Annotated in this window: 21 protein-coding genes; 16 read left to right on the top strand and 5 right to left on the bottom strand. The window is 62.7% G+C overall.

Features of this window, described 5'->3' with window-relative positions; translation table 11 throughout:
• Positions 1–24 precede the first annotated feature (24 nt).
• Both smc and zipA read left to right on the top strand, forming a co-directional pair.
• A complete protein-coding gene (gene smc / locus ACVWWQ_RS01955) occupies positions 25–3534 on the top strand; it encodes a chromosome segregation protein SMC (RefSeq protein WP_133950359.1) in 3510 nt (1169 codons plus the stop codon).
• Between the two features lie 11 nt (positions 3535–3545).
• The gene (gene zipA / locus ACVWWQ_RS01950; RefSeq protein ID WP_133950361.1) at positions 3546–4541 is read left to right on the top strand and encodes a cell division protein ZipA; all 996 of its coding nucleotides are present in this window, start codon (positions 3546–3548) and stop codon (positions 4539–4541) included.
• A 6-nt stretch (positions 4542–4547) separates the two neighbouring features.
• On the opposite strand, the gene msrA is transcribed toward zipA, so the two are convergent.
• The 3 genes from msrA to ligD form a co-directional block, all read right to left on the bottom strand.
• Complete coding sequence (gene msrA, locus ACVWWQ_RS01945) at positions 4548–5057, bottom strand: peptide-methionine (S)-S-oxide reductase MsrA (protein ID WP_133950363.1); 510 nt, start codon at positions 5055–5057, stop codon at positions 4548–4550.
• Complete coding sequence (gene msrB / locus ACVWWQ_RS01940; RefSeq protein WP_099652130.1) at positions 5054–5503, bottom strand: peptide-methionine (R)-S-oxide reductase MsrB; 450 nt, start codon at positions 5501–5503, stop codon at positions 5054–5056. The genes msrA and msrB overlap by 4 nt, the downstream gene beginning before the upstream one ends.
• Positions 5504–5620: 117 nt before the next feature.
• Positions 5621–8161, bottom strand: coding sequence for a DNA ligase D (gene ligD, locus ACVWWQ_RS01935; RefSeq protein ID WP_133950365.1), 2541 nt, complete (start codon positions 8159–8161; stop codon positions 5621–5623).
• Positions 8162–8361: 200 nt separating this feature from the next.
• On the opposite strand from ligD, the gene ku reads away from it, so the two are divergent.
• Positions 8362–9303: a non-homologous end joining protein Ku gene (ku, locus tag ACVWWQ_RS01930; RefSeq protein WP_099652132.1), complete on the top strand. Its 942-nt coding sequence runs from the start codon at positions 8362–8364 to the stop codon at positions 9301–9303.
• Positions 9304–9347: 44 nt separating this feature from the next.
• Here the strand turns inward: ku and ACVWWQ_RS01925 are convergent, their stop codons facing one another.
• Positions 9348–9530 (bottom strand): hypothetical protein, encoded by a 183-nt coding sequence (locus ACVWWQ_RS01925; RefSeq protein WP_099652133.1) that lies wholly within the window; start codon positions 9528–9530, stop codon positions 9348–9350.
• A 263-nt stretch (positions 9531–9793) separates the two neighbouring features.
• Here ACVWWQ_RS01925 and ACVWWQ_RS01920 point away from each other — a divergent pair, with 263 nt between their 5' ends.
• The 6 genes from ACVWWQ_RS01920 to ACVWWQ_RS01895 all read left to right on the top strand — a co-directional run bounded on the left by ACVWWQ_RS01920 (position 9794) and on the right by ACVWWQ_RS01895 (position 15033).
• Positions 9794–10441, top strand: coding sequence for a gluconate 2-dehydrogenase subunit 3 family protein (locus tag ACVWWQ_RS01920; protein ID WP_457383280.1), 648 nt, complete (start codon positions 9794–9796; stop codon positions 10439–10441).
• Positions 10441–12201 (top strand): GMC family oxidoreductase, encoded by a 1761-nt coding sequence (locus ACVWWQ_RS01915; RefSeq protein ID WP_133950369.1) that lies wholly within the window; start codon positions 10441–10443, stop codon positions 12199–12201. The genes ACVWWQ_RS01920 and ACVWWQ_RS01915 overlap by 1 nt, the downstream gene beginning before the upstream one ends.
• Positions 12198–13451, top strand: coding sequence for a cytochrome c (locus ACVWWQ_RS01910; RefSeq protein ID WP_133950371.1), 1254 nt, complete (start codon positions 12198–12200; stop codon positions 13449–13451). The genes ACVWWQ_RS01915 and ACVWWQ_RS01910 overlap by 4 nt, the downstream gene beginning before the upstream one ends.
• 138 nt (positions 13452–13589) lie before the next feature.
• Positions 13590–14087: a hypothetical protein gene (locus ACVWWQ_RS01905; RefSeq protein WP_099652137.1), complete on the top strand. Its 498-nt coding sequence runs from the start codon at positions 13590–13592 to the stop codon at positions 14085–14087.
• A 94-nt stretch (positions 14088–14181) separates the two neighbouring features.
• Complete coding sequence (locus ACVWWQ_RS01900; RefSeq protein WP_099652138.1) at positions 14182–14394, top strand: hypothetical protein; 213 nt, start codon at positions 14182–14184, stop codon at positions 14392–14394.
• Between the two features lie 21 nt (positions 14395–14415).
• A complete protein-coding gene (locus ACVWWQ_RS01895) occupies positions 14416–15033 on the top strand; it encodes a GIY-YIG nuclease family protein (RefSeq protein ID WP_133950373.1) in 618 nt (205 codons plus the stop codon).
• 18 nt (positions 15034–15051) lie between these two features.
• Here the strand turns inward: ACVWWQ_RS01895 and ACVWWQ_RS01890 are convergent, their stop codons facing one another.
• On the bottom strand, positions 15052–15792 hold the full coding sequence (locus tag ACVWWQ_RS01890; protein WP_133950375.1) for a YdcF family protein: 741 nt from the start codon (positions 15790–15792) through the stop codon (positions 15052–15054).
• A 290-nt stretch (positions 15793–16082) separates the two neighbouring features.
• Between ACVWWQ_RS01890 and ACVWWQ_RS01885 the strand changes: the two genes are divergently transcribed.
• The 7 genes from ACVWWQ_RS01885 (at position 16083) to galE (ending at position 23062) form a co-directional block, all read left to right on the top strand.
• Positions 16083–16706, top strand: coding sequence for an XrtA/PEP-CTERM system exopolysaccharide export protein (locus tag ACVWWQ_RS01885; RefSeq protein WP_099652141.1), 624 nt, complete (start codon positions 16083–16085; stop codon positions 16704–16706).
• A gap of 41 nt (positions 16707–16747) precedes the next feature.
• Positions 16748–18298 (top strand): XrtA system polysaccharide chain length determinant, encoded by a 1551-nt coding sequence (locus ACVWWQ_RS01880; RefSeq protein WP_133950377.1) that lies wholly within the window; start codon positions 16748–16750, stop codon positions 18296–18298.
• Complete coding sequence (locus tag ACVWWQ_RS01875; protein ID WP_133950379.1) at positions 18295–19074, top strand: P-loop NTPase family protein; 780 nt, start codon at positions 18295–18297, stop codon at positions 19072–19074. Before ACVWWQ_RS01880 ends, ACVWWQ_RS01875 begins: the two co-directional genes overlap by 4 nt.
• A 61-nt stretch (positions 19075–19135) precedes the next feature.
• The gene (locus tag ACVWWQ_RS01870; RefSeq protein ID WP_133950381.1) at positions 19136–20428 is read left to right on the top strand and encodes an outer membrane beta-barrel protein; all 1293 of its coding nucleotides are present in this window, start codon (positions 19136–19138) and stop codon (positions 20426–20428) included.
• Positions 20425–21198: an alpha/beta fold hydrolase gene (locus tag ACVWWQ_RS01865; protein ID WP_166669748.1), complete on the top strand. Its 774-nt coding sequence runs from the start codon at positions 20425–20427 to the stop codon at positions 21196–21198. The genes ACVWWQ_RS01870 and ACVWWQ_RS01865 overlap by 4 nt, the downstream gene beginning before the upstream one ends.
• The gene (locus ACVWWQ_RS01860; RefSeq protein ID WP_133950958.1) at positions 21198–22031 is read left to right on the top strand and encodes an alpha/beta hydrolase family protein; all 834 of its coding nucleotides are present in this window, start codon (positions 21198–21200) and stop codon (positions 22029–22031) included. The genes ACVWWQ_RS01865 and ACVWWQ_RS01860 overlap by 1 nt, the downstream gene beginning before the upstream one ends.
• Positions 22028–23062 carry a UDP-glucose 4-epimerase GalE gene (gene galE / locus ACVWWQ_RS01855; RefSeq protein ID WP_133950385.1) on the top strand — a complete coding sequence of 345 codons (1035 nt, stop codon included), beginning with the start codon at positions 22028–22030 and terminating at the stop codon, positions 23060–23062. Before ACVWWQ_RS01860 ends, galE begins: the two co-directional genes overlap by 4 nt.
• Positions 23063–23095 lie beyond the last annotated feature (33 nt).

The raw sequence follows: 23095 nt of genomic DNA, 5'->3' as shown, positions 1-23095 counted from the left end.
TATCGCTGACCCGTTGAAGACCGCATGCGCCTGAGCACCATCAAACTCGCCGGTTTCAAGTCCTTCGTGGACCCCACCACCCTGCATCTGCCGAGCAACATGATCGGCGTGGTAGGCCCGAACGGCTGTGGCAAATCCAACATCATCGACGCGATCCGCTGGGTGATGGGCGAGAGTGCAGCCAGTCGGTTGCGCGGCGACTCGCTGACCGACGTGATCTTTTCCGGTTCCAACACGCGCAAGCCGGTGGGACAGGCGACCGTCGAGCTGATCTTCGACAACGCCGACGGTTCGGTGCAGGGTGAGTACGGCCAGTACGCGGAGATCTCGGTCAAGCGCCAGGTCACCCGCGACGGCCAGTCTGCGTATTACCTCAACGGCGCGCGTTGTCGCCGGCGTGACATCACCGACCTGTTCCTGGGCACCGGGCTGGGGCCGCGCAGCTACTCGATCATCGAGCAGGGCATGATCAGCCAGATCATCGAGGCGCATCCGGAAGAACTGCGCACGCATCTGGAAGAAGCCGCCGGCATCTCCAAATACAAGGAGCGGCGCAAGGAAACCGAAAGCCGGATCAAGGCCACCCGCGAAAATCTCGACCGCGTGCGCGACGTGCGCGACGAAGTCGACAAGCAGCTCGAACACCTCAATCGCCAGGCCCGTGCCGCCGAGCGCTGGAAACTGTTGAAGGAAGAACAGACCCGCAAGGACGCCGAACTGCGCGCGCTGGAATACCGCAGCCTGAAAAGCCAGCACGATGGCGAGGGTCAAGGCTTGTCCGCCGCCGAGATCGAGATCGAGAAGCAGCTCGCCGGCCAGCGCCAGATCGAGGCGCAGCTGGAAAGCGTGCGCGAACGCCACACCGATGCCAGTGAACACCTGAACGCGGTGCAGGCCGATGTCTACAAGGTCGGCGCCGAGATTGCCCGCGTCGAGCAGCAAGTGCGCTACAACAAGGAGACCGCCGAGCGCCTGCAGCGCGCACATGGCGACGCCGAGCGTGAATACGCCGAACTGGCTGCGCATATCGCCACGGACGGCGAGCAGATCGAGACGCTGCGCCTGGCGCTGGCTGAAGGCGAGCCGAAACTTGAGGCGCTGCAGCAACTGCAGGACGACACCGGCGAAGCCCAGCGCAGTACCGAGACCAAGCTTGCCGACTGGCAGCAACGCTGGGACAGCCACACCCGCAACGCCGGTGAGTCGAATCGCGCCGCCGAGGTCGAACGCACCAAGCTCAATTATCTTGACCGCCAGGCGATCGATCTGGCACGTCGGCGCGAAGTGCTGGAGGCCGAGCAGAAAGCGACCGACATGGCGGCCCTGGATGCCGCCGGCGAACAGCTCACCGAAGAACATGAAACCCAGCGCGAACGGGTCGAGACGTTGGGCGGCTTGCTCGATCAGCACAAGACCAGCCATGAGAAAGTGCTGGAAGACGAGCGCCAGGTGCAGTCGAGCCTGAACGAGGCGCGGCAGCAACTGCAATCGGCACGTGGTCGGCATGCCTCGCTGGAGGCCTTGCAAAACGCGGCACTGGGTCAGGACGAAGGCGCGGCCAGCGGCTGGTTGGCCCGACTGGGGCTGGATCACTCGCGCCGCCTCGGTGAATCGCTGCAGGTCGAGGCCGGCTGGGAAACCGCGGTCGAGACGGCGCTGAGCGGTTTTCTGGACAGCGTGCTGGTGGACGGCGCGCACGCGCTCGCGACCGAGTTCCATGCCCTCGACAACGCCGACGTGGCCTTGCTGGACGGCAGCGAGGGTGGCGCGAATACCGCTGGCACGCTGGCTGCGCAGGTGCGCGGCCCGGCGGCGGCCATCTCCATACTCGGCCATGTATTGACGGCAGGTTCGCTGGACGAGGCACACCAGCGCGTCGCTTCACTGGGTGCGCTGGCACCTTACCAGTCGGTCATCACGGCCGCTGGCGAATGGCTGGGCCCCGGTTGGGCGCGCGTGCGTCGGGCGCAGGGCAGCCAGGTCGGCGTGCTGGCGCGCGAGCGCGAATTGCGCACGCTGGCCGAGCAGATCGCCATGCTGGAAGCGCAACTGGAAGAAGCCAGCGAACAACTGGATACGCTGCGCACCAGCAAGTTCGAAACCGAGCGTGCCCGCGATGACGCTCAGCGCGAGCTGTACAACGCGCATCGTCGCCAGTCGGAGTTGGCCGGTCAGTTGCAGAGCCATCGCGGCAAGCTGGAAACTGCGCGTGCCCGCGCCGAGAAGGTGAATGGCGAACTGGCCGACCTGACCGGGCAGATCGACGAATTGCAAAGCCAGACCCGCGACGCGCGGGCACGGCTGGACGAGTCGGTCGGTCTGATGGGCGACCTGGAAGACCAGCGTCGTGAGCTGGAGAACGAGCGCCGCGGGCTGCTGGAAGCGCGCGAGGAGGCGCGCATGAACGCGCGCGAAGCGGCCGAGCAATCCCATTCGCTGGCGCTGGCGCTGGAGTCCAAGCGCTCCTCATTGAGTTCGCTGGAACAGACGCTGGGTCGCATGGACGCGCAATTGCGCCAGATCGAGGCGCGCCGCAACGAGATCACCGAACAGCTCGCCGCCGGCTCCGATCCGATCGCGGAACTGGAAGCCGAACGGCAGGCCTATCTCGACCAGCGCCTGCTGGTCGACAAGCAGTTGGTCGAGGCGCGACGCGCGCTGGAAGACTGCGATATCGAATTCCGCAAGCTGGAGCAGCAACGGCATCTGGCCGAGCAGGGGCTGGCCAATCTGCGCGAGGGTCTTTCGCAGAAGCGGCTTGCCGCGCAAGCGCTGCAATTGCGCGCCGATCAATTGGCCGAGGCGATCGCCGCCTCCGGCCTGGAACTGGAGACCCTGCTGGCCGAACTCGCGCCCGATATCGACGCCAACCAGTGGCGCTCCCAGCTCGCCGACATCGGCCAGAAGATCGCCCGAATCGAGCCGGTGAACCTGGCGGCGATTCAGGAACACGCAGAGCAGAGTGAGCGCAAGACCTATCTGGACAACCAGCTGGCTGATCTGGTCAGTGCGATGGAAACGCTGGAAGGCGCGATCAAGAAGATCGACCGCGAAACCCGCCAGCGCTTCAAGGAAACCTTCGACAAGGTCAATGCCGGCGTGCAGGAACTGTTCCCGCGCCTGTTCGGTGGCGGTCACGCCTACCTGGAACTGACCGGAGATGACCTTCTCAACACGGGCGTGACGATCATGGCGCGCCCGCCGGGCAAGCGGCCGTCCAACATCTCGCTGCTGTCCGGCGGCGAAAAAGCGTTGACCGCGGTGTCGCTGGTCTTCGCGATCTTTGGTCTCAACCCGGCTCCGTTCTGCCTGCTCGACGAGGTCGATGCGCCGCTGGACGAAGCCAACGTGGGTCGTTTCTCCAGCCTTGTGCGTGAAATGAGCGAACAGGTGCAATTCATTTTCATCAGCCACAACAAGGCCACCATGGAAGCGGCCACGCAATTGTGCGGCGTGACCATGCGCGAGCCCGGCGTCTCGCGATTGGTGCAGGTGGATCTGGCGGAAGCGGCTAAACTGGCAGGAGCTGCCTGAGGAACTCCATGATGACGTTGCAACCCGTGCTTGCCCTTGCCTGGAACCCCGCCGTCGGCATTCCGATGCTGATTGTCGGCATCATCGTGCTGGCGCTGCTGTGGCTGTTCGGCCAACCCCGGAAAGAACAGGGCAAGCGACGCGTCGTGCCCGGGCCGCATGCGGGCGAGCGACGTGAACCGACCTTCGGCGAGTCTCACGGCGAGCCGGTTGCCGATGAGTTGTTTGCGGGCGAGGTCAGGCCGCAACAGGGAGAGCTGGAAGTCGGTCTGCGCGAAGAGCTGGAGCGCCTGGGCGCCACGCTTTCAGGCGATCGCAGCCGGGATCCGGCGGCTGCGCCTGCGCCCAAGGCCGCAAAAACCAGACAAGCCCCGAAGCTGGCCGATCACGTGGCTTCAATCATCGATGCATTGCGTGCACCCAGCTCCAGTGAACCGGTGACCCCCGACCTCAGCACGGCGATCGCTGCCGAGGAACCTGCCGAACCGGCTTCACCAGCCCCGGCGCCGGCAGCGGCTGCGCCGCAGCGTTCGGATCTGGGCCGGCGCCCCGCGCAATTGCCGGTGGAACGCATCGTCACGCTGTTCGTGGTGGCGCGCGAGGGTGAGCGGTTCCACGGGCCGGATCTGGTCGTGGCGGCGGAGAAGGCCGGGCTGGAATTCGGCGACATGGGCATTTATCACCGGCTGGTTGACGGCAAGCGCGAATTGGGCCCGATCTTCAGCGTGGCGAACATGCTCAAGCCCGGCAACTTCGACCTGGCCAGGCTGGAAAATCTGCGTACGCCAGGTGTCAGTTTCTTCATGACCCTGCCGGCACCGCTGTCGGCGCTGGACGCGTGGGACGCCATGTTGCCGACCGCGCAACGACTCGCGGAATTGCTGGATGGCCACGTGCTCGACGAAGAACGCAACGCGCTGGGTCGTCAAGGCATCGCGCACATCCGTGATCAGTTGCGCGGCTGGGATCGCGACCACGAAGGCAAGGAAATCATCTTCGGTCGCTGAGGCATTTCAGCTTTCGGCGGCACGCCTCGGCAATGTCCAGTCGGGGCGAATGAAGTGACAGGTGTAACCCTGCGGATAGTGCTCCAGATAATCCTGGTGCTCCGGCTCGGCTTCCCAGAAATCGCCCGCCGGTGCCACTTCGGTCACCACCTTGCCCGGCCACAGGCCTGACGCGTTGACGTCGGCGATAGTGTCCTCGGCGACATCCTTTTGCTGGTTCGAGGTGTAGAAGATCGCCGAGCGATAGGAGGTGCCGCGATCATTGCCCTGGCGATTGGCGGTGGACGGGTCGTGGATCTGGAAGAAGAACTCCAGCAGCGTGCGATAGCTGATCCGTGAAGGATCAAACATGATCTCGATGGCCTCGGCGTGGCTGCCATGGTTTCGATACGTGGCATTCGGCACGTCCCCGCCGCTGTAGCCGACCCGAGTGGAAACCACACCGTCCTGCTGGCGAATCAGGTCCTGCATGCCCCAGAAGCAGCCGCCGGCCAGTACCGCACGTTCGGTCGTCATTGCACGTCCTCCACCTGATCCAGCCAGTCGCCGTAGCCTTGCGCCTCCATCTCCCCGCGAGGAACGAAGCGCAGCGACGCGGAGTTGATGCAATAACGCAGGCCGCCGCGATCGCGCGGGCCATCCGGGAAGACGTGACCGAGGTGACTGTCCCCGTGCGCGGAACGCACTTCGGTCCGGATCATGCCGTGCGTGCCGTCACGCAGCTCATTCACATGGGCCGGTTCGATCGGCTTGGTGAAGCTGGGCCAGCCACAACCGGACTCGAACTTGTCCGAGGAAGCGAACAGCGGTTCGCCCGACACCACGTCGACGTAGATGCCGGCCTCCTTGTTGTGCAGGTATTCACCGGTGCCGGGCCGTTCCGTGCCGCTTTCCTGGGTGACCCGATACTGCTCGGGGTTCAGGCGCGCCACGGCGTCAGGGGTTTTGCTGTAGCTGGACATGTTCGGCTTCCTCCGCGGGGATGCGATTCAAGATGGCTCTTGTTGCTCTCATATCAAGAGCCGCCCGACGGTCAGGGCGGGAGTGCACATGCGCAAATCACGCCGCCCCTGGGGTGGTCACGGCTCCGATGCACCGATCAGATCATCGAGACCTTGCCGGATCGTGTCGATGCCCTTCCAGGGATCCGAGCGCAGACGCGCCAGCCGCCTCGGTGCGGACTTGATATCGAAATCGTGTCCACTGCGCAGCTTGCCCAGTTCGCTCCAGCGCAGCGGCATCGCCACCGGAGCACCGGGGCGCGCCCGCAAGGAGTAGGACGCCACGCTGGTGGCGCCTCGGCTGTTGCGCAGATAGTCGACATAGATCTTCCCTCCGCGCTTGGCCTTGCTCGCATTGGCGACGAACTCCAGCGGATGGGTCTGAGCCAGGCTTTCGGCGAAGGCGTGGGCGAAATCCTTGGCCTGGGGCCAGGGACAACCGGGATTCAAGGGCACCACAATGTGCAGGCCCTTGCCCCCGGTGGTGCGCAAGAAGGATTCCAGCCCCACTTGAGACAGCAACTTTCGCACCAATCGCGCTGCCGCGATCATGCGCTTCCAGGCGACATTGGGGCCCGGGTCCAGATCGAAGACCAACCGGTCGGCCTTGTCGGGCTGGGCGATCGTCGCGCCCCAGGGATGGAATTCAATGGCACCGAATTGCACCAGTTCGATCACCGATGCTGCATCCAGCGGATAGATATAGGTGGCCTGGGCGCCGCTTTCCTCCTTCAGCTTCTTGCTGCCCACGTGTTTCAGGCCCTGAATCATGTGCTTCTGGAAGAAGCAGGCCTTGGCCGTTCCTTCGGGACATCGGATCACCGAGACCGGTCGGTTGGCGATGCCAGGCAGCAGCCATTTCATGACACCGGTGTAATAGTCGGCCACGTCCTGCTTGGTGACTCCGTCATCGGGAAACACCACCCGATCGGGGTGCGTGATGGTGATGGATGTCGAATCCTTGCCGACCTCGGCCTTCTTGCTGGAGCGCTTGGCCGGTGCGCGATCGGAATCGGCGAGATCCCTGGCAGACTTGTCGGTACGCATGGTTTTCAGGCTCGGTTGACGCAACAGGTTGTGGTTGCCCAGGCCACGGTAATAGACCTCGACCACGGTTCGGGGCATGACCCAGCGTGCATCGCGCAGCAGAGGATCGATGTGGGACAGCTTGACGGGGGGATTGACGTTGCTGCCGTCGCTCAGCTGGCCGGCAAGCTCGAGCAATTGCTGGTCGCTGAAACCGGTACCGACACGGCCGGCATAAATCCAGCCCGACGCCACCTCGGGATCGGGCCGGGCCAGCAACAGCGAGCCCACGCCTGCGCGACTGCCCTTCGGCGGCGTGTATCCGACCACGGCGAACTCGTCGCTTTCCAGTCGCTTGATCTTCAACCAGTCATCACTTCGGCCGGCGTGATAAGGCGAGTCGGCCCGCTTGGAAATGATCCCTTCCAGTTGCTCTTTCAGCGCCATCGCGAAGGCGGCGTCGCCATGGCCGACGGTGTGTGTGCTCAGTGCCAGCGGCCGTGACGCCCCAGCCAGCAGCGCCCGCAGCAAGGCCTTGCGTTCGATCAGGGGCGTACGGGAAAGATCGTTGCCTTCCAGATGGATCAGGTCGAACAGCATGTAGACCAACGGGAACTGGGCTTCGCCGGAGAGTGTCTTCTGCAAGCCGTTGAAGTCGCTGCGTCCGTGCTTGTCCATGGCCACCAGTTCACCGTCAAGACGCGCCGAGTGCAGCCCCAGCGATTGCAGCGACAGTGTGATCTCCGGCAGACGCTCGTTCCAGGAGAGTCCGTTGCGTGACCACAGCTGAACATCGCCATCGGCGATCACCGCAAGGATGCGGTAGCCATCCCACTTCACTTCATGCAGCCAGCTATCACCCGCCGGTGGATGGTCACGCAGTCGTGCAAGCTCGGGTTTGAAGAACTCCGTGCTGATCGACGCTTGTCGTGCGCCATTCATTCCTGCGGCCTTGCGCGCCAATTTCGTCCGCGGAGGTTTGCGCGGGCGGGTCGCGCCTTGCCGGCGGGAGGTGGCTTTTCTGGCGGCTGCCTTGGTGGCTGGCGATTTTGCCGCCTTGCGTGTGCTGCGTTTCATGTTGGCGTCCAGCAGGTCGTCCGCTTCCACGTCCCGGGCGAAGGCATCCTCGGCCTTGATCAGAAACCATGCCGGTTGGCGTTCCTTGCGCGTGCTGCGCACCAGATGCCAGCCACCCTTGAGCCGTGACCCGAACAGCTCGAATCGCAGATGGCCCTTCTGAAGTTGGGCTTCCGCATCGCCCTGGGTGGCCCACACGCCGATATCGAACTGGTCGACATGGCCTTTGCCATAACCGTGTTCGATGTCGCCTTCGAAACTGGCGTAGGAAACCGGGTGGTCCTCCACCTCGACCGCGAGACGTTTCACGTGCGGGTTGAAACTGGGGCCTTTCGGCACGGCCCAGCTCTTGAGCACGTCGCCCATCTGCAGCCGGAAGTCGAAATGCCTGCGGCTGGCGTGGTGCAGTTGCACCACGAAAATGGAGCGGCCATGGATTGAGGCATCTTCCTCGCCCGACGGTTCGGAAGTCCTGGAGAAATCGCGCTTGCGCTGGTAATCCTTGAGAGAACTCATGATTGTGGCTCGAGCGCCGCTGGCTGCAGCATCCAGGCAAGCTAGCGGTGATCCCGTTCGCGGTGAGTGAAAAAAGGTCGCTGCCGGAGTTGACGGCCTGTCCACGACCGGCAGCGAATAGTGGCCATTCATCGGCGTCGGCGTTGCGGTTCCTGAGCGTGGCCGCTGGCGTTTACCCATGTGATTCCGCGGAGGCTGTCATGGCACGTCCCATCTGGACTGGCACACTTTCCTTTGGCCTGCTCAACGTTCCGGTGTCGCTGATGTCAGGCGAGCGCAGCGTGGATCTGCACTTCCGCATGCTCGACAGCCGCAGCAAGACTCCCGTTCGCTATGAACGCGTCAACGCCGAGACGGGCGAGGAAGTTCCCTGGAAGGAGATCGTCAAGGCGTTCGAGTACGAGAAGGGCAGTTATGTCGTGCTGGATCCGGATGACATCAAGTCAGCCGCATCGGAAAGCCACGAGACGGTCGAGGTCAATACGTTCGTCGATGCCGACGCGGTCGGGCCGGAGTATTTCGAGAAGCCCTACTTGCTGGTGCCGGGGAAAAAGGCCGAAAAGGGCTATGTGCTGTTGCGCGAGACGCTCAAGCGCACCGGCAAGATCGGCATTGCCCGCGTGGTGATCCGCACCCGCGAATATCTTTCCGCGGTGATGCCGCGCGACAACGCGTTGATGCTGATGTTGCTGCGCTATCCGCAGGAACTGGTCGATGCGGAGGATTACAAGATTCCCCAAGGCGCCGCCTCCACGTACCGGATTTCCGCCAAGGAGATCCAGATGGCCGAACAACTCATTGAATCGATGAGCGACGAATGGAAGCCCGGTAACTATCGCGACGAATTTCGTGATCGGCTGCGCAAGGTGATCGAGAAGCGCCTGAAGTCGAAGGGCGTGGTGACGCCGCCGGAGCACGACGACACCGAGACGCCGGAAAACGCCAGCACCAACGTTGTGGATTTCATGGCGTTGCTGCAGAAGAGTCTGGCCAGCAAGAAACGCACGCCGGCGAAGAAGGCGGCGGCCAGGAAGGCGCCCAAGAGTGCCGCGAAGAAGTCCACGGCGAAGCGCGCTGCGAAGGACAAGCCGAAACCGGCACGCAAGTCAGCAAGAAAAAGCGCTGCCCGCAAGACGGGCTGATCGCCGCCCGACAGGTGCCGGGCGGCGGACAAGGCACCGCTCGATCAGTCCTGTTCGGCCCTCTGCAGCGCTTCCTCGACGATGCAATCGGAATGACCGCATTGACAAGCTTCATCGGACTTGCCGCTTTGCTTCTGGCGGCAGAGTTCGCTGCAATATTCGCCGGCTCGCTCGACCTTGCAGCCGCAAGGGGCGTGTGCGCACGGTTGGTTCGGAATGGCGGTCATGCATGGTCTCCTCGGCGTTTGACGTAAGGGGAGAATGCTTTGTGTCGCTTTCAAAGCGCGTGAAATGACGGAGGTTCTTGCGAGTACCGGACCTTCACGGAAATGGTGCTCCAATCGCGAAAGTCTTGTCAGGCGGGAGTCGATCGATGTCTCATCCTCCGGTGGAAGATCGCGCACGGGGCGGTGGCCTCGAGTCTGATGTAGAGACGCATGCTGCGGCCAATCCCTCCCGTCGCAGCTTCCTCAGAAACGCCGCACTCGTCGTGCCCGCGACCGTCCTGGGGGGATGCGCCACCAGCCAGCAGGCCGCTACGCAAGGTCCGGTTTATTTCAGCCCTGGCGAAGCATCTTTCATTGAGGCGGCCACGCAGCGATTGATTCCCGCCGATGCGCTCGGTGGCGGGGCCAATGAAGCCGGCATCACCCATTTCATCGACCTGCAATTGGCCGGCGCTTATGGGCGCGCCGAGCGCTGGTACATGCGCGGTCCCTGGCCGACCGGTACTGATGAGCAGGGATTCCAGCTCAAGTACACGCCGGCGGAGATCTACCGCAAGGCGATCCCTGGCGTCGATGCGCACTGCCAGAAGATCCAGCAGAAGTCCTTCGCGCAACTGGATGCGAGCCAGCAGGACGAGGTGTTGCACGCACTGGAGGACGGCAAGGTCGATCTGGGCGAGATTCCGTCCAAGACCTTCTTCGCGCTGCTCTGGCAGAACACCCAGGAAGGCTATCTTGCCGATCCGGCGTATGGCGGCAATCGTGATTTCGCCGGCTGGAAATTGGTGGGCTTTCCGGGCCCTCGCTACAACTACGTCGAGGAGATCGGCAAGTTCGGTCAGCCCTATACGCAGCCGTTCGTGAGTCTGATCGGCCGCGATCCCGGTGCCCGTCTGAAGGGGACCGAGTAATGGCCACGCGCATGCCCTCGGTAGACGTGGTGCTGGTCGGCTTCGGTTGGACCGCGGCGATCATCGCGCAGGAACTCACCGACGCAGGTTTTCAGGTGCTGGCCCTGGAGCGTGGCGAGTTCCGCGACACCGTGCCGGATTTCGCCACCACCACGACCCAGGATGAACTGCGCTATGCGGTGCGCAAGCAGATCTTCGAATCGCCCGAACGCGAGACGCTGACCTTCCGCAATACGGTCAACCAGACCGCCTTGCCGATGCGTCACCTGGGGTCGTTTCTTCCTGCGTCCGGCGTCGGCGGTGCGGGCGTGCACTGGAACGGCCAGTGCTGGCGCTTCCTGCCGCAGGACTTCGAGATTCGCACGCATACCGAACAGCGTTACGGCAAGAATTTCATTCCGGCCAACATGAACCTGCAGGACTGGGGTGTCACCTACGACGAACTGGAGCCGCATTACGACCGCTTCGAGTATCTCTGCGGCGTATCCGGGCAGGCGGGCAATATCGGCGGCCAGATCCAGCCCGGCGGCAATCCGTTCGAGGGTGCCCGGCAACGAGGCTATCCGTTGCCACCGCTTACCCGCAGCGCGTCGACCACCTTGTTCGAAAAGGCGGCACGCGAAGCAGGATTTGACCCTTTCCCGTGTCCGGCGGCGAATGCCTCGCGACCTTATCGCAATCCGCTGGGCGTGCAGATGGGCCAATGCACGTACTGCGGATACTGCGAATGGTTCGGTTGTGGCAACTATTCAAAGGCCAGCCCGCAGACCACGATCCTTCCCGTACTGTTGAAGAAGGACAACTTCAGCTATCGCACCCGCTGCAACGTCACCCGGGTCAACACCGACAGCAGCGGCAAGAAGGCCACCGGCGTGACCTACGTCGACGTGGACGGCAACGAGGTCGAGCAGCCCGCGGGCATGGTCGTGCTGTGTGCGTTCGCGCAACACAACGTGCACTTGTTGCTGCTTTCGAAAATCGGTGTTCCCTATGATCCGACCACGGGGCAGGGCGTGGTGGGACGCAATTACGCCTATCAGATCACCTCGTCGGTGGATGTGTTCCAGAAGGAAATCCTCAATCCCTTCATGGGTGCCGGCGCCCTGGGTCAGGCGATCGACAATTTCAACGGCGACAACTTCGATCACGGTCCGCTGGGCTTCGTCGGCGGTGGCTACATAGCCCTATGGAACACGGGTGGTCGGCCCATCCTGCAGCACCAGTTGCCGGCCGATGCGCCAAAGTGGGGTGGTGGCTGGAAGAAGGCGATGCACGAGAACTATCTCACCAGCACGTCGATCGCCACCCATGGCAGCGTGATGAGCTATCGCGAGAACTATCTGGATCTGGATCCCACCTACAAGGACATCTATGGCAATCCGCTGCTGCGGCTGACCTTCGACTATCAGCCCAACGAGCACGCCATGTCGGATTACGTGACCGACCAGGCGGCCAAAATCGCACAGGCGATTCCCGGCGCCACCCATCACGTGAAGAAGCGCGAAGGCCACTACTCGATCGTGCCGTACCAGACCACCCACAACACCGGTGGCGCGGTGATGGGCGTCGACCCGAAGACCAGCGTGGTGAATCGTTATCTGCAGTCCTGGGATGTGCCGAACCTGTTCGTGATGGGTTCGAGCGTGTTTCCGCAGAATGCCGGTTACAACCCCACCGGTACCGTCGGTGCGCTGACCTACTGGTCGGCGGAAGCGATGAAGCGTTACCTGAAAAATCCCGGCCCGCTGGTGACGACATGAACGCGCGCATTCCTCTCGCGCTGGTCGCCCTGGCCGGCTTTGCCGGGGCCACCGGGTTGGGGGCGTGGGCCACCGATGCCGCACGCACCAGTGCCGGCCCGCAGGTGTCGGTCGAGCGTGGGCGTTACCTGGTGCAGGCGGGCGATTGCATGGCTTGCCATACGGCCGACGGAGGTGCGCCGTTTGCCGGTGGTCGCGCCGTCCCCACACCCTTCGGCATCATCTATTCCACCAACATCACCCCCGATCGCAGCACCGGCATCGGCAGCTGGAGCGAAGAGGACTTCCATCGCGCGATGCATGAGGGCATCTCGCGCGATGGCCACCACCTGTACCCGGCGTTTCCGTACCCGTGGTTCACCCGCATCAGCCGCGATGACGTGCGCGACATCAAGGCCTATCTGGATACCCGCCAGCCGGTGCATCAGGCCAACCGGCAGAACAAGCTGCCGTGGCCGTTCAGCATGCGCGGCGTGATGGCGGTCTGGAATGGTCTCTATCTGGACAAGGGCAGCTATCGGAGCGACCCGGCCAAGTCCCCGCAATGGAATCGGGGCGCTTATCTGGTAGAAGGCGTAGGTCATTGCAGCGCATGCCATGGCGACAAGAACTTTGCCGGATCGGTGGACAAGAATCATCCGCTCGACGGCGGCTACGCAGAGAACCAGTTCGCGCCGGCCCTCACCGGCGACACGCGCGACGGACTCGGTGCCTGGAGCGAGCAGGACATCGTCGACTACCTGGGCAAGGGCTACAACGCCAGGGCGGCAGCTGCGGGGCCGATGTCCGAAGTGGTGCAGCAGTCCACCCAGTATCTGAGCGAGCCGGACCGACGTGCCATCGCGATTTATCTGAAGGGTTTCAACACGACGAACAGCCAGACTGGTTCCGCCGTCGACAAAAACGCATTGCAGGAAGGGGCGGCGGTGTATACCGACAATTGCGAAGGCTGCCATTTGCGTGCCGGCAGCGGCCAGGCGCAATCGTTCCCGCCGTTGAAAGACAGTTCTGCGGTGCAGGCCGAGCAGCCCGATACGCTGGTTGCGGTGATCCTCGAGGGTGGCCGGATTCCCGCCACGAAGCACGACCCGACCGGTTTGGTGATGCCTGCTTTCAATGAGCGCCTCAGCGACGCGGATGTGGCCGATGTTGCCACCTATATCCGCAATGCCTGGGGCAATCGGGGCAGCAGCGTCTCTGAATCAAAGGTACGCAGCCTGCGCCGGAAGCTTCACGCATCGCCGCCATGAATGGATTTTCCGGGGCGGCGCTCCGCTGCCGCGGGCGGGCGTGGAACGCGCATCGAATGGACGTCTTTCCTCACGCACTGGTCACCGTGAAATCGAGAGCATGGCCGTGATTTCCTCAAGCATTCGCCAGGAGAGCACATGAAATATCGCCATGTATTCAGCACGCCTGATCTTGCCGAAGCCGAAAATGCGGTGAATGCGCTGCGCCGCGTCGGTATTCCCGATGAAGATATTTCACTGATCGCCCGCCACGATGTGGAGAACGCCGCGATCGCCGACGATCGGCAGGACACCAGCGGCGATTTCGCCCGCGGCGGGGTCAAGGGTTTGATTGGCGGTGGCGGCACCGGCTTGGTCTGCGGCCTGGTTGCGGTGGCGGTTCCCGCCATCGGATTGCCCCTGGCCGCCGGCGCGGCGATGGTCGTGGCCGGCGCTGCAGTGGGTGGCTGGATGGGCATGCTCACGGGAACCTCCGAGCCCGATCCCGCGCGCCGGAAATTCCAGGAAGAGATCGATGCCGGGCGCGTCATCGTCGCGGTGGATGCCGAACAGCATCTGCTTGATCGTGCTGACGCGGTATTGCTGGACACGCGCGCCACGCGATTGCCGTTCGATGAGCCGTCCGCGCTGAGTTAAGCCAGCTTCACGCAAGCGGCACCTGCGGATATCCACGCACTGCACACGCCAGGCTGGCGATACTGCGCGGAGCGATAACGCCAGGAGCACACCCATGGGCAACACCAATCTTCCCCAATTCGGCGCCAAGCACCAAAAAAACAGCCGTGATACGCGCAGCGGCGTCGAGCAGCTTACCGACAAGGCGCGCGAGGAGCAGCGTCAGGCACCCGCCAAGCCGGTGGTGCCACCCAATCCGGCCATCACGCCGGAAGAAGCGATCATGGGTTACGTCGATACCGGTCACTCGCCGTCGGATGCCACTTGAGACACAAGCAAGCCAGCTTTCATGGTCGACGACGAAGACAGCGCCGGATTTCCACGGTTCTCCACACAAGGTCGAACTTGGGTCTATCTGCTGCCGTGTCGTGATGAGGACATCCTCAAGATCGGTTTCTCTAGCGACCCTTTGCAACGAATGCACGCCCTGCATCGGCGTTATTTCGATTTTTTCGATCTTGATCGCGCCTTGCTCATCGAGTCGGAGCACTTGCGGGATGCCCGCCGGATAGAGCGGACGCTCATCGAGCGTTTTGCCGACTATCGGGCCCCCGCGCCGCTGGTGGTACGTCAGGCGGCGGCGGGTCATACCGAGTGGTTCCGTGGCGTGGCAGCAGAGGCCGATGCCATGGCTCGCGACATCGCCCTGAAGGAGGGCTGGACTGTGCACGCGCCGTTGACCTTATGGCTGCAAGGACTTTTTCGCGAGCGCGCCGATACCTTCTATGACTGGTCTTCACGGCTGATGGACTCGATCGAGTACGAACGCTTCAACTTGCCGCCCGGGGCTCAAGCGCCAGATACGGCCCGTGCGTTGCGCAATCTGCTGGATGCGTGCACCGCGGTGGATCTGGACGTTGCCGACCTGGTCCCGGAGCAGGTGGCGGCGTGGTACCTGAATGCCTAGCCATCGCCAGCGCCGACATCAGGCCCAGCCGAACAGTTTGTAGCTCCACAAACCCAGGTATTCGCGCAGGCAGTGACGGGTGAGGCTGAGGGCTTTGCGCTCGGGCCACCATGAGTGGCTGCCCTGTGGGTATTCGGCCGCGGAATCGGGGACCGGCGCAGGGATCACCGTCATGCCCTGGTGAGTGAAACAGGCTGCAGCCCGCGGCATGTGAATGCCCGACGTAACCAGCAGGATGCGCTGCATTTTTTCATGCTTCAGCAGTCGGGCCGAAAACAGTGCATTCTGGTGGGTATTGATGCTCTCGTCTTCGGTCAGCAGGGCGCTGCCTGGAACCCCTTGTTGCTGGAGCTGCTGCTCCATTTTCAGTGCCTGATCGTCGCCGGACAGCAGGATCGTGCGGGCCCTCTGGTCGCGGAAAAGCTCCAGGCCGAATCCCAAGCGGGTGGGCCGGCCGTTCATGTCGCCTGCGGACCAGTCATTCCCGGAAGGCAGTTTGCCGCCGCCCAACACCACGATGGCGTCTGCCGTGGCGTAGGCAGAGGCGCTCTGCTGCACATATTGGCGCTCCAGTCCCTGTTGCAGCCACCCGGCAAACGCCGGGGTGGCGCACAGCCATGTCCAGAGCACGGCCAGCGTCAGCAGGCTTCCGGCCAGACAAAACCGTCGCCGATGCAACAGCAGGAGGCCGGGAACGGCGAGCATTCCCGCCTGCAGCACGGGATGACTCAAGTGGGCTAACTGTTCGACGAGGTTCATGGGGCCCGATCAGCGAAAGGAGCCGGTCCGCCCTGGCCCGGGCCCCGTCGATCCAGCGGCCGAACAGCCGGCTGCGTGCTGACTTCCGTTCGAATGGGCGGGCGTTCTCAAGGGCGGGCTACCTCGGGTTGGGCAGTGGCCGGATGTAGGTGTTGTTCCCGAGGCGTGTCAGGACTGGTGCCGTCGACCGGTTTGCTGGCGAATAATTTGTGTTTGCTATAGTTTCTGTATCGACTTGTCAATATACAAGATGTAGTCTAGTTCACAGTTTCATACATTGGATGGGGAATATGAAGCTTCTGACCGGTTTTTTCCTTGTGTGCCTGATCGGCACGCTGACGGCTTGCGCCACGGGCGGGAGAGCCGGCGCACCACCGGCACCCGACGTCACCGCCCAGGCGGTGAACACTTATCTGATCGGGGTGGACGACCAACTGCAGATCACGGTCTGGCACAACCCGGATCTGAGCGTAAGCGTGCCGGTACGCCCGGACGGCAAGATCACGGTGCCGCTGATTGGCGATGTCGTGGCAGGAGGCCGGACTCCTGACCAGGTGTCCGCGCAGATCAAGGACAAGCTGCAATCCTTCGTGCGTGATCCGCAGGTGGCAGTCATCCTGACCGCGCTGCGCAGCAATGAGTACTTGTCACGCGTGCGGGTCACCGGCGCCGTGCGCAATCCGATCTCGATTCCGTATCGCCAGGGCATGACGGTACTTGATGCCGTGCTGGCGGCCGGTGGCACGACGGAATTTGCCGCCTCCGATCGCACTGAGCTTTTTCGCAAGGGCCCGGGCGGGACGACCACGTCCTACGCGGTGCGCCTGGGGAAGATTCTGCAACAGGGCGATCTGGAAAATAACTATCCGGTGCAACCGGGCGACGTGATCACCGTACCGCAGCGGTCGTTCTGAGACGGGCGGAAGCAGGGCTGGGCTTAAGGATTGGGTCTGTGATGAATAGTGATTTGGCATTTTTCAATGGCATGCTGCCGGCGCTCCTGACCGAGGCGCGTCGCCGGCGTTTGGCGATGGGGCTGGCATTTGCGTTCATCGCGCTGACGGCGCTGGTGATCGGATTGCTCTGGCCCAAGAAGTACGAGGCGTCCACCACGATCCTGGCCCAGGAAAGCAGCATCATCACGCCGTTGATGGAGGGTGCCGCGGCGACCACCGGCAACAAGAACCGCGCCGGCATTGCCCGCGATGTGATCTTCAGTCGCAAGGTGATGAACGAGATCCTGGTATCCGGTGGCTGGATGGCGTCGCACCCGTCACCGATCGAACAGGATCGTCTGATCGAAGGCATCAAGGCGCGTACGCGGGTGCAAACCGCACGCGACAACCTGATCACGATCACCTATTTCGATTCGGACCCGAAGCGGGCCTTCGAGGTCACACGGCAACTGGCACACCTGTTCATCAGCGAAAGCCTGGCCTCCAAGCAGCGCGAGAGTCGCGATGCCTATGACTTCATCAACAGCCAGGTCGAGGCCTACCGGAAGAAGTTGACGGATGCCGAGGGCAAGCTGAAGGCCTATCGGGATGCCAATGCGGATGCTCGCCCGGGCAGCGAAGCGGACACCGCCTCGCGCATCAGTCAGTTGCGTACGCAGATCGAAAACAATCGCATGGATCTCATGGAAAAGCGCTCGCAAGCGGCAGCGCTGCAATCGCAATTGTCCGGCGAATCCGAGGTCACTGCGGTGCAGACGACCGAAGGCGTCTATCAGACCCAGCTCGCCGAATTGCAGGGACAACTCGACAAATTGTTGCTGGTCTATACCGATCAATACCCCGATGTCATCCGTATCCGGCACCAGATGGACGATTTGCGTCGACAGCTGGCGCAGGCCAACCAACGCAAGCAGAACGCCAGGTTGGCTGGAACACCGGTGCCGTTGGACAACAGCATGCAGATGAATCCGCTGTATCAGCAATTGCGGATCCAGCTGTCCGCGGCCCGCGGCGATGCCGCCGCCACCGCGGCGCGGGTCGGGGCCAGTGAATCGATGCTGCAATCGGAACTGGAACGCAGCAAGCGCATTGCGAGTTCGGAAAACGTCACCTCCGAGCTGACCCGCGACTACAACGTCAACCGGGATGTGTACCAGGATCTGCTCAAGCGTCGCGAGAACGCACGTGTCTCGATGAATCTTGACGACGAACAGCGCGGTCTCACCTTCCTGATCCAGAACCCGGCCCTGATGCCACTGACGCCCTCCGGCCTGCGCTTCATGCATTTCGGTCTGGGCGGTATCGCTCTGGCGCTGGCCGTGCCGTTCGGGCTGCTGTTTGCGCTGGTGCGATTCGACCCGCGAGTGCGATCGGTCGGGCAACTTGAGCGCGCCACCGGAATGACGGTGCTGGCATCCATCCCGTTCTATCCGTCGCCGCAGGATCGTCATCGCAGTCATCTGAACAACCTGCTTCTGGTGATGATCGTGGCGGGCGTAGCTGCGATCTACCTGGTGTTGTTCCTGTTGAAACTCAGGGGTGTGGCATGAAACGCCAGGGCGACAATGTGATTTCCCAGCGCTTCAGTGGTGCGGCGGATGTGGGCGTCAGCGAGCTGGGCGCGTCCGTTTCGAGCAGCCACGAAATTGCCCGCATGACCATGCAGGGTGGGGCGCTGGAGCCCTTGCAGCTCGAACAGCGGCGGATGATCCATCGCGAGGCCTCGGTTCGTCGGCAGTCGGATGCCTTTCGTGAAATCCGCACGCGCTTGCTGGAAATGGCCGGCCAGCAGAACTTCGTGACCCTGGTGGTTTCCGTGAGTCCCCGATCGGGTGGCAGCTTTGTGGCGCGGAATCTGGCTGCAGCATTCGCTTTCGACGAAACCAAGACGAGCCTGCTCATCGACTGCAACCTGCGCTACCCGGGCCAGCACAAGGTGATGGGGGTGGATCCCTCGACGGGTGGGTTGATTGATTTCATTGATCATCCGGCCATGGGCATCCAGTCGGTTCTGTATGAGACCGGTATCCCGCGCATGCGTCTGATCCCGGCTGGCAATCCGCGTGAAAACAGCGGCGAATATTTTTCGTCGTTTCGCATGCGCGCCGTGCTCGATTCGCTGCGCTGCCGCTATGCAGACCGCTATCTGTTCCTCGATGGGCCAGCCATCAAGGGCTCTCCGGATGCGCGAATTCTGTCGGACATGGCGGACTTCGTGGTGGTGGTAGCCGGTTACGGCCGGGACACCCCGGCAGCGATCAGTCAGGCCGTAGCCAATTTCGAACCGGGCAAGCTGGCGGGGGTGGTTTTCAATCAGGGGAACTGAGGCGCGCTGGCAAAGTGCTTCAGCGTCGTTCAACCGCGAGCTGTCCATCGGAGGGAGACACATGCCGGGATCCACCAGGTTTGTCCGCGCGATCACGCTAGCGCTTGTGGTCAGCCCCGGCATGACCGTGGCCGCGCAGTTCGACTATTCGCTGTATGCCGGCATAGAGCACAGCAGCAATATCACCCTGAGCAACCAGAACCCGATCAGCGAGAATATTCTGATTCCGGGACTCAATTTCGCGTTCACGCAGCAAGGATCGGTGCTGCAGGCGAACGTCGTCGGCGCGCTGGAATATCACGACTACACCGGCGGCAAGTTCGACAACCAGACCCAGACCCAACTGGCCGGCATGGCGAACTGGACCGTGTTGCCGCAACGGCTGGATTTTTCGGTGCAGGACTATGCCTCTGTGCAGCCCATCGATTCGCTGGCAAGCGATGCCCCGGGCAATCAACAGCAAACCAATGTGCTGGCGCTTGGGCCCACCCTTCACTTGCGTTTCGGCGACGCCATGCGAGGACAGGTCGAGCTTCGCTACGTCAACAGCGACGCCTCGAAGGTGGATGAGTTCAACTCCTCCCGTGGTTCCGTCGCGGCTCGCCTGTTCAGGGATATCAGTCCCACTGATCAGCTGTCCGTCAACGCCGAAACCCAGCACGTCGACTTCGTGAATCAGAACCAGGCCAATTACGACCGAAACGAGGTCTACGTCGCCTACAGCAGCAAGCTGGCTCGTTTCGATATCGACGCCTCGGCCGGCTGGTCACAGCTGTCTTTCGATCATTCACCCAGCGTGTCGAATCCCTTGCTGCGCCTGGCACTGGCCTGGCGGCCTACTCAGCGCAGCACGTTCTCCCTCGCCGGGGCATATCAGTATTCGGATGCCGCGCAAGACATGTTGGCCGCGGGACAGACGCCAAGTCCGACCATTGAAAGCATCAACACGGGCAGCTCCGTCATCGATGCGCAGGTCTATCAGGAGCGCCTGCTGCAAGCAACTTATGCGTTGAACACCGAGCGTCTGACCTTGTCGGTCACGCCGGCGTTCAGCAAGGTGCACTATCTCAACGAATCCACCTTTGACCAGACTGGCCGCGGAGGCGGGGTCAATCTGAGCTACCGGCTGCGTCCGCAGCTCACGCTCTCCGCGCTGGCCGGTATCCAGCGCATTGATTACACGAGCCTGGATCGTCGCGACAGGACCGTGCGCTTCGGCCTGGACCTCAACCGCCAATGGACGTCGCACTGGAGCGCGCACCTTGCGGTGGATCGTCAACGGCGCTCCAGCAATGTCGCCAGTCAGAGCTATCGCGAAACCCGTATTTTCCTCGGCGTGGTGTTCCGTCGATGAACCTGCACCATGACAAGGAGTTGCCGTTCTATTTCGGCAAGGATGGCGAGCTGTTCGGCATGTTCCACGCCACCCTCGCTCCGGCGCGCAAGGCCGTGCTGCTATGCCCGCCGCTGGGTCAGGATCAGATCCGTTGCCATCGACTGTATCGACAGCTGGCCCATGCCCTTGTAGCCGAGGGGATTGCCGTGTTGCGTTTCGACTATTACGGCACGGGTGATTCGGCCGGGGACAGCGTGGAGGTCGACTGGGATCGATGTGTGGCCGACACCCTTGTCGCGGCTGCCGAGCTTCGAGCGCGCAGCGGCGCCACGGAAATCACGGCATTCGGCGCCCGGCTGGGTGGCAGCATCGCGCTTTGCGCGGCAAGGGCGGGCAGCCTTGCCGGGTTGGTGGCGTGGGATCCCGTACTGGACGGCAGCGCGTACGCGGCCAGGCTCGACAGGATGCAGCGCGCACTTGCCGTGGATGCACAACGCTTCACCAAGCCACGACTGGCATCGGACGCGGCCGACCAGTGGCTTGGTTTCGCGACCAGCGATCGGTTGCGGCAGCAGCTGATCGAGCTCCAGTTAGAGCCGACGCGAGTCCCCACGCTGATACTCGACTCGCTTTCGGCTTCGCCGGTCGGCGAATGGCAAAGCCTGCAGGCGGATGTGCTGGCACTGCAACCACCGACCCCCTGGGAGGATCTGCAAAGGCTGGAGCTGGCAATTCTTTCGCATCCGGTGGTTCGCGCGATAACCGGTCATCTTCGCGAGGCTGCGTGATGGCAGAGCAGGCTTTTCGCTTCGGACGCGCCCGACACCTGGTCGGGATTGCCGGCATGCCCGACAAAAATCCGGATGCGGATAGCGTGGGCGTAGTCGTGCTCAATGCCGGCCTGGTTCACCGCATAGGCCCATTCCGCCTGCATGTCGAATTGACGCGCCGCCTCAACGCGAGCGGATATCCGAGCCTGCGTTTCGATCTCTCGACGCTGGGTGACAGCGGTGCCTGCGAAGGGTCGCAAACCAAGACGCAGCAGGTGTGCTCCGATGTTGCCGATGCCATGGATCTGCTGACGAAGGTATCCGGTTGCTCGCGCATGGTGCTGATCGGCCTGTGTTCCGGCGCCCAGAATGCGCATACGGTGGCTTGTACCGAAGCGCGGGTGGCTGGCGCCATTTTTCTGGACGGATATGCCTACCGCACGCCGGGCTATCACTTGCGGCATTACCTCCCTCGACTGTTCGACGTTGGCCGCTGGCGCCGCAAACTCACCCATCGCCAACGTGCTGCAGCCCCGAAAAGCACGGACCCGGTTTTCGCGGTGGCGCCGCTGCCACGGCACGTCGTGCAGTCGGACCTGGCCAGCATGCTTGATCGCGGCTTGAAGATCAGCCTCATATACAGCGGCGGCATAAACAACTACTTCAATCACGCACGCCAGTTCCGCGAATGTTTTGGTCGCGTCGTGGCCCATCCCGCGTGCAGCACCCGTTTTCTCGGCGCGGCAGATCACACCTACATCCTCAATGTTGATCGCACTCGCCTGATCGACAGCATCGAACATTGGCTGTCCCGAAACTTTCCCGTCGCCGCCATGGATGCGTCGTCATGAATGAAGTCCTCGTCACCGGCGGTGCCGGCTATATCGGAAGTCATGTTGTCCAGCAGCTGGTCGCGCGTGGCGAACACGTGGTGGTCGTGGATAACCTGAGCACCGGCTTTCGAGAGGCGGTGCAGGGCGCCGAACTCGTGGTCGGGAACATCGGCGACATGGAGCTTGTCCGACGGGTGCTGGCGACGCATTCGGTTGACGCCGTGCTGCATTTCGCGGCACACACCGTGGTTCCCGAATCGGTGAGCGACCCGCTGAAGTATTACGGCAACAACACCTGCAACACCCGCAACCTGTTGGCCTGCTGTGCCGAGGCGGGAGTTGGCCGCCTGATTTTTTCCTCCACGGCGGCGGTCTACGGCGTCACCACCAACGGCATTGCCGACGAAGACACGCCCACCCAGCCGATCAATCCCTACGGTTCCTCGAAGCTGATGTCCGAGACGATGTTGCGTGACCACAGCGCCACCGGTGCGATGCGGCACGTGATCCTGCGTTACTTCAACGTGGCAGGCTGCGACCCGCAGGGGCGGATAGGGCATTCCACGCCGCAGGCGACCCTGCTGGTCAAGGTCGCCTGCGAGCATGCGGTCGGCAAGCGTGCCAGCCTGTCGATCTTCGGGACTGACTACGACACGCCGGATGGCACCGGTGTTCGCGACTACATCCACGTCGAGGACCTGGCGTCCGCCCATCTGCGTTCGCTCGATCATCTGCGTGCCGGCGGTGAGTCATTGACGCTCAACTGCGGTTACGGCCACGGCTACAGTGTCCGTGAGGTCATTGACGCGGTTGAGCGTGCAGGTCATCGACCTTTGAGCGTGATCGAGTTGCCACGTCGTGCCGGCGACATACCGAGCCTGATCGCATGCAGTGACAGGCTCAAGCAGCGGCTTGATTGGGTTCCGCGTTATGACGACCTTGACGTCATCGTGGGAACGGCTTTGCGCTGGGAATGGCAACTCGCTGGCAGGAGCGTTCTCCCGGTCGGCAAATTGGCCGACACGAATCGGCTCGCCTCCCATGCGTGAATTGCCGTCAAGGCGGTATCGCATTCGGCGACC

It is taken from the genome of Rhodanobacter sp. TND4EL1 (assembly GCF_054061035.1).
This window is presented reverse-complemented; position numbering and strand designations above follow the sequence as displayed.